General features: G+C 65.3%; 6 protein-coding genes and 2 pseudogenes. 6 read left to right on the top strand and 2 right to left on the bottom strand.

Features of this window, described 5'->3' with window-relative positions; translation table 11 throughout:
- Window positions 1–157: 157 nt before the first annotated feature.
- From ACFDS3_RS18265 to ACFDS3_RS18240, 6 genes and pseudogenes are all read left to right on the top strand, one after another.
- The gene (locus tag ACFDS3_RS18265) at window positions 158–325 is read left to right on the top strand and encodes a phage protein GemA/Gp16 family protein (RefSeq protein ID WP_375263780.1); all 168 of its coding nucleotides are present in this window, start codon (window positions 158–160) and stop codon (window positions 323–325) included.
- 322 nt (window positions 326–647) lie between these two features.
- Window positions 648–1,471: pseudogene (locus ACFDS3_RS18260) on the top strand (Mu-like prophage major head subunit gpT family protein); the annotation flags it as partial.
- Between the two features lie 82 nt (window positions 1,472–1,553).
- The gene (locus ACFDS3_RS18255) at window positions 1,554–2,006 is read left to right on the top strand and encodes a phage protease (protein WP_375263779.1); all 453 of its coding nucleotides are present in this window, start codon (window positions 1,554–1,556) and stop codon (window positions 2,004–2,006) included.
- Window positions 2,003–2,197 carry a hypothetical protein gene (locus tag ACFDS3_RS18250; RefSeq protein ID WP_375263781.1) on the top strand — a complete coding sequence of 65 codons (195 nt, stop codon included), beginning with the start codon at window positions 2,003–2,005 and terminating at the stop codon, window positions 2,195–2,197. The genes ACFDS3_RS18255 and ACFDS3_RS18250 overlap by 4 nt, the downstream gene beginning before the upstream one ends.
- Window positions 2,198–2,215: 18 nt before the next feature.
- A pseudogene (locus ACFDS3_RS18245) lies at window positions 2,216–2,455 on the top strand (hypothetical protein); the annotation flags it as partial.
- 362 nt (window positions 2,456–2,817) lie between these two features.
- Complete coding sequence (locus ACFDS3_RS18240) at window positions 2,818–3,252, top strand: hypothetical protein (protein WP_375263778.1); 435 nt, start codon at window positions 2,818–2,820, stop codon at window positions 3,250–3,252.
- An 877-nt stretch (window positions 3,253–4,129) separates the two neighbouring features.
- Here ACFDS3_RS18240 and xylA read toward each other — a convergent pair.
- The gene (xylA, locus tag ACFDS3_RS18235; RefSeq protein ID WP_375263777.1) at window positions 4,130–5,428 is read right to left on the bottom strand and encodes a xylose isomerase; all 1,299 of its coding nucleotides are present in this window, start codon (window positions 5,426–5,428) and stop codon (window positions 4,130–4,132) included.
- Window positions 5,425–6,471: a LacI family DNA-binding transcriptional regulator gene (locus tag ACFDS3_RS18230; RefSeq protein ID WP_375263776.1), complete on the bottom strand. Its 1,047-nt coding sequence runs from the start codon at window positions 6,469–6,471 to the stop codon at window positions 5,425–5,427. The genes xylA and ACFDS3_RS18230 overlap by 4 nt, the downstream gene beginning before the upstream one ends.
- Window positions 6,472–6,644 lie beyond the last annotated feature (173 nt).

The following is a 6,644-nucleotide window of genomic DNA, read 5'->3' as shown; positions in this document are numbered from 1 at the left end:
CCTGATCCAGGTTGCGGGCGTCACCATCTCGACGGAACTGGACAGGGAAGGCTTCGAAGCGCTCATGGGCTTCTTCGAGGACGGGATCATGCTCCTGGTGAAGAAGGGGCCGGACTACGGCACACGGCCGGGCATGGCGAGCTTCGCCCAGCTCTAGCTGATCCGCGGTTTCTGGGACGAAGGGACCAGAGGGGCCGGAACGCCGGACGGGCTCAATACCTGGATCGAGCGCACCTTTCACGTGTCGAGTCTGCGGTCCCTGACCAAGAGCCAAGGGCAGAGGGCGATCACCGCTCTGAAGGCGATGAAGGCCCGCGCGGCGTGATTGACCGGGCGGGCGGCATGGAGCGGGGCGGCGGTCGCAGGATCGCCGCCCCGTGCGCGTATCGGGGCGAGGCTCTGAGCGCCCCCATGAGTGGCCTGTCTGTCTTTCAGCGGGGCTTGCCCCGCGAGATCCCGCCGCGGCCCCACAGACCTCTTTAACTACCCTTTAACGGTCGCGCTGGCGGCGGGCTTGCCAAGTCCCGCCGGATCGGCGTAGCGTTTCGTCGGCCGAAGGCCCGCCGGATGTCCCGCACATCGTTGCGGTTGTCCGGCAACTTCCGTCCCGGGCTATCCCCTTCCGGGAATACAACGGACGGGACACCATGATCATCAACAGCCGGAACCTGGCCCTGGTCTATGAGGGCTTCAAGAGCGTCTACACGGACGCCTATCTCGAAGCGCCGGTGGACTGGGACAAGATCGCCATGACGGTGCCGAGTTCCGGCGCCGAAGAAACCTACGGCTGGCTCGGCCAGTTTCCGCAGCTCCGCGAGTGGATCGGCCCACGCGTGGTCAAGAACCTCGCGGCGCATGCGTTCGCGATCCGAAACCGCAAGTTCGAAAGCACGGTTAGATCCCGCGCGACAACATCTGGGATGACACGATCGGCGTATTCAAGCCGGTCTTCTACGAGATGGGACGGCTTGCCCGCACCCACCTCGAAGAGCTGGTGATGGGGCTGCTCACGTCGGGCTTCAACACGCTGGGTTTCGACGGGCAGAACTTCTTCGACGCCCATCACCCGGTGACCGACGCGGCAGGCAACGTCTCTTCCGTCAGCAACTATCAGGACGGGGCCGAGCCCGCGTGATTCCTCCTGGACACCGCGCGCACCGTCCGGCCGATCATCTCGCAGGAACGCGAAGCCTACGACTTCCAGGCGATGAACGACCCGGCGAACCCGCACGTCTTCATGAACGACGAGTATATCTACGTGGTGCGGGCGCGGGTGAACGCGGGCTTCGGCCTTCGGCAGCTCGCCTATGCAAGCCGTGCTCCGCTGACGGCCGCCAACTACGCCGCCGCGCGCGCGGCGATGGTGGCCTATCGTTCGGATGGCGGTCACGTTCTGGGCATCCGCCCGAACCTCATGGTGCCGCCCGCCCTGGAGGAGACTGCATTGCATCTCCTGAACGCCGATATGAACGACGGCGGGGGATCGAACCCGTTGTCCGGCATGGCTCAGCTTGTCGTCTCGTCATACGTGGCACTGCGATGTGACGCGGGCGATGCACGATACCGTGCGCCTTTCCACCGGCGAGCACCTGAACGGTGCGCCGGAATGGGTTCACCTCCTGCCGCCGGGGGTGATCGAAGCGCGCGACGGGCGGACGTTCGACGCGACGGACAGCGCGACCATCGTCGCTGCCTTCTCCGCCGGAGGGATCGACCTGCCGGTGGACTACGAACACCAGAACGACGCTCCGAAAGGGCGCGTCAGCGGTCGGGTTCCGCCGGCCGGGTGGATCACCGAGCTGAAGCAACGGTCCAACGGGCTCTGGGGTCGCGTCGAGTGGACCGAACGCGCCCGCATCCTGATCGCGGCCCGGAAACACCGCTTCCTCAGCCCGACGATCATCACCGAGAAGGGCAGCGGCCGCATCGTCCGCCTGAAGAGCGCGGCCCTGGTCACAACCCTGCCCTTCGCATCACCGCCCTTGCACGGGAGACCGAGCTCATGAACGCCAACGACTTCATCGCCCGCCTGGTCGCCCTTCTCGACCTGCCGGAGGACGCGACGCCAGAAACGATCTTCGGAACCCTGCACCCTCGCCTGGATAGTGAGGCCACCCCAGACCCGCTAGACGCGGTGAAAGAGATGATGCGCAAGCGGGCGACGCGGACCGCGACCCTCAGCGCCGAACGGGCATAGGCGAAGGTCGATGATGCGTTTCGCAAGGACTACCTGACGACGCCGATGAAGAAGTGGGCGCTTGAGCTGAGCCAGATGGAAGAGGCCAGCTTCGACGCCTTCGTGGAGTCGGCCGTGCCAGCCTACAGTCACCCTACGCGGCAGAGTGTCCAGGGAACACCGCCGGGATCGCGTGACCGCCGGCCTGCTTCGGATTCGTCGAAAGCACTGTCCGTCTGCCGCCAGCTCGGCCTACCCGAAGGCCGCCTGCGGAGCTGACCGGGTGTCCCGGTCCCGAGATCCCGCGCGCTCTGGGGGAGCGCGCGCCTCGCTTCGGCCGGTTTGGTCCCGGCCGGTCGAGCGGGGCGCGAGTCGTTTTGAGGTGGCGGACGGTGGGGCCTCTCAGTCCGGCACCGCCGGAAACCCCACATTGCGCACCAGTCCGAAGACCAGGCTACGGCCGAGGGAATATCACCGGGTCACGTCCGCCGGGGCTGAATGTAGCGCGGCCGGCTCGCCGCCTCGCTGGTCGCGCGTGGCACATCCACGGCCGAGATCGGCCGCACTTTGCGCGCAAGGGACGTGACCGTGCGCCGGTGGCTGAAGACGCCCGAGGCGCGCATGGCGGAGGGTAAGCCGGTATGACCCGCTTGGCCGATGATCTGAACGCTGCGCGCGCCGCGATGACAGAGGCTCGCGAACTGGCCTGCGCCGCCCAGGCAGCGACAGTCAAGGCCGAGGCCGCGCTGTCGGACGCGCTCGAACTCGCCGCCGAGGCAGCGTTTGAAGGGGGCGTTAACAGGCTGCTGAAAAAGGATTTGAGGAGCATCTATCGTCGACTTCGTCGATGCGGGACCCGAGCGCGTTTCCTCTGCTCAACGAGAGCGCTTGAAAAACCAGCCTATTCGGGCACGAGCGTGGGGACCGCCGACTTTTTCAGCAGCCTGTTAAAGAGTGGCTTAAAACTGTCCCCCCAGCAAATCCGCACCGGGCCGCACACCGACCCGGCCTACCTTCGAAACTCGACACTGACGCGGAGTTGCGCGCGGTCGTGCTCGCGCACATCGATTCAATGAAGTTCGACAATCTGGCCGACCTCATCGCGAACCGCTTCCCCCCGGAGCGCCGCGTGGGAAAGAGCGCGATCCACGCCTGGTGGAGGAAGAATACCTGATGCGCGAGGAGGCATTGAGCATATTTCCGCAGGTCCGCAGGAGAGAGCCATTTCGCGCCGAGCCCTTCGACTGCGCTTATCCCCTATCCAAAATGGCGCGGTCATTTTGTGGAATGCCTTCGCCAACGATTTTCGCAAAGATGCCGGAATCACGCCTCCGGAAATTGTGCGATGCTGACCAAACAATTTAAGTCTGAGAGGGCACAGCGATGCAACTAGAAGACCGCAAGCGCAAATTGGTGACTTGCCATTTCCGACGCGAAATAGCCTATCATAGATGCCGGGAGTGACAGGCGATCGCGCGGTGCATCTATGACCCGAATCCGCCGGGGGCGCTCTGGCCGCCTCGCCACCGTCGGCCAGGCACACGGCCCACTCCCATCCGAGATAGCCCGACTTCTACCGGGCTTTTCCGGTGACAAACCCATTGAAGCACCGTGAGACCAAGTGAATGCACACAGCCGCGCGTGGGGCTGCCGCAAATCCCGGCGAAGGGATGGGTGCGCCCTCGATCACGGGAATGCGACCGCGCCGGGCTTCATCGCTACGAGCAACACCGACGTTGCTCCGACCGGACCTGAGCTGTCGAGGGCGATCCTCAACCGCTTTCCCATCGGCCGCTGTGGTGATCAATCCGGCACAGGCGGCACGGCCGCTACTTCTGCTCGCCCGCCGCCCGCTTGATCACGGGAGCGGTGCTGAACGTGGACTGGGGCTGGCTGACGCCTGCCGAGACCAGAAATCGGTGGCGACGGCCCTGAGGTCGCCGCCAAATTGCTTCACACGAAGCGGTTGACGATGTTCTCGAGGATCTCCTGTCGGCCCGAACGCGGCTGGGGATCGAGCTTTTCGGACTCGACCCGCGCGGCAGCGCTTTCGAGATCGCCGGCCAGCATCGACCTGGCGGCATCCGTCTCCCATCCCGCATAGCGCTCGTCGCGCATCCGCTCGAGCGTGCCGTCCTCGAGCATCGCCGCCGCTGCCTTCAAACCGCGCGCACAGATATCCATGCCGCCGGCATGGGCCGCGATCAGGTCAACCGGGTCGAGCGACTGGCGCCGCAGCTTGGAGTCGAAGTTCGTCCCGCCCTTGGTGAACCCGCCGGCCTTCAGGATCTCGTAGTAAGCCAGCGCGACCTCGGGGACGTTGTTCGGAAACTGGTCCGTATCCCAGCCCGACTGGTAGTCATTGCGGTTCATGTCGATCGAGCCGAGGATCCCCAGTTCGCGGGCCAGCGCCAGCTCGTGCTCGAACGAGTGGCCGGCGAGGATGGCGTGGCCCTGCTCGATATTGACCTTCACCTCGTTCTCGAGGCCGAAATCCTTGAGGAAGCCATAGACCGTGGCGACATCGTAGTCGTACTGGTGCTTGGTCGGCTCCTGCGGCTTGGGCTCGATCAGGATTTGGCCATCGAAGCCGATCTTCTTGGCGTAGTCGACGGTCATCTGCAGGAAACGGCCCGCCTGCTGACGCTCGCGGCCCATGTTTGTGTTCAGGAGGGTCTCGTATCCCTCTCGGCCGCCCCAGAGGACGTAGTTCTGCCCGCCGAGCTTCTTTGTCGCGTCCATGCAGGATTTCACGGTCGCGGCGGCATAGGCGAAGACGTCCGGATCGGGGTTCGTGGCGGCGCCGCCCATCCAGCGGCGGTGGCCGAACATGTTGGCGGTGCCCCACAGCAGGTTCACGCCGGTCTCTTCCATCTTCGGGCCGAAATAGTCGGTGATCTCGTCCAGACGGTCGCGGCTTTCGGCGAAGGTGTCACCTTCTGGGCGGATGTCGGCGTCATGCCAGCAGTAGAAGGGGACGCGAAGGATGCGGAACATCTCGAACGCGGTGTCGGCCTTCATCTTGGCGCGGCCCATGTCGTCCTGGGGGTGCCAGGGACGCTCGAACGTGGCGCCGCCGAAGGGATCGCCACCCTCCCACGCGAAGGAGTGCCAGTAGGCCACGGCAAAGCGCAGGTGATCTTCCATCCGCTTGCCCATGACCGTCTCGTCGGCGTCATAATGGCGGAAGGCCAGCCCATCGGAGTTGGGGTCGTGCGCCAGCGGCTCGATGTCTTTGAAGAAGTCGGTCATATGGTCTTTCCCGTTTCTGGATGGTTGGGCGCGGGAGGAAGATTCTCCCGCACATAGATGCTCGGAACGATGGGTTCTGCGACGATCGGCCCGCGGCGGTCGGCCAGCTGCCGCAGCCCCTCGACGACCCGCGCCACCCCTTCTTCGGGACGCTGGTCGATGACGATATCGATGTGGCCGGCCTCGAGGGCGCGGCGCGTGTGGGGCACGAGTTCGTGCAGCACGATGACGGGCCGATCGTCGCCCTCCAGCGCCTCGATCACGCGAACGAGGCCTGCGTTGCCGGCACCGGCGCTGTAGATCGCGGTGATCGCGGGATCGGCCGCCAGTGCCGCCGAAACCTGCGCCTCGACAACCTCATGGCGGTCGCGGCCCTCTATCTCTGGGGCGAGCGACAAGGTGCCGGCGACGACCTCTCGCAGACCGGCCAGCCGCTCCGCGTGGTCACGGGCCGACAAGGCACCGACCACCGGCAAGATACGCCCCGCCCGGCCGCCATGGGCCAGAAGGATCAGCCGCCCGGCGGTGCGGCCGGCGATTGCGTTGTCGATCCCGACATAAGCGTCACGGTCCGAGCCCGGAACGTCCGACACCAGAGTGATGATGCCGACGCCCCGCTCGCGCAGAGCCGATATGGCGTCGGCCACCTCGGCGGCATCGCTGCCCACGATGGCGATGCCGTCCACGCCGTCATCGGCCAGCGCCTGCAGCCGGCGGTTCAGCGCGGCGGGATCGAAGGCGGCGACGGCCTCGACCGCCAGTTCGACCCGATCCACGAGCAGACCGCTGGCGGCGTTCTCGAAAAGGGTGCGCATCCGATCGAAAAACGCATTGGAGCCGTCCGGGAGGATGGCCGCGAAGCGATAGAGCCGCCCCTGCGACAGATTCGCCGCGGCGACATTGCGGACATAGCCAAGTTCCTGGATCGCAGTGCGCACGCGACGTGCCGACTTCTCGGCGACGCCACCGCGGGCGTTCACCACCCTGTCGGCGGTGGCGTAGCTGACGCCCGCAAGGCGCGCGACGTCGCTCAATGTCGGCACTCGCCTATCCATGAGATCCTCCCGCTGCCATCCCAATCAGGCAGCGCAATCATCGTCAAATGAAAAATGATAGGCGTCTATCATTTAGCGGGTAACCGGAGCCCCGTTTCTTCCTCCGGTTTGAGGTAGAGTCCGCTCCAACGAGGAGACGGACAATGAAGAGATCGAGGTTC

The organism is Palleronia sp. (assembly GCF_042089775.1).
Lineage (GTDB): Bacteria > Pseudomonadota > Alphaproteobacteria > Rhodobacterales > Rhodobacteraceae > Palleronia.
The sequence above is the reverse complement of the archived record's forward strand: the minus strand, read 5'-3'. Positions and strand labels throughout refer to the sequence as shown.

Coding starts and splice junctions, on each gene's coding strand:
- ACFDS3_RS18255 (WP_375263779.1), top strand. CDS start 1,554: ATGCACGATACCGTGCGCCTTTCCACCGGCGAGCACCTGAACGGTGCG.
- ACFDS3_RS18250 (WP_375263781.1), top strand. CDS start 2,003: ATGAACGCCAACGACTTCATCGCCCGCCTGGTCGCCCTTCTCGACCTG.
- ACFDS3_RS18240 (WP_375263778.1), top strand. CDS start 2,818: ATGACCCGCTTGGCCGATGATCTGAACGCTGCGCGCGCCGCGATGACA.
- xylA (WP_375263777.1), bottom strand. CDS start 5,428: ATGACCGACTTCTTCAAAGACATCGAGCCGCTGGCGCACGACCCCAAC.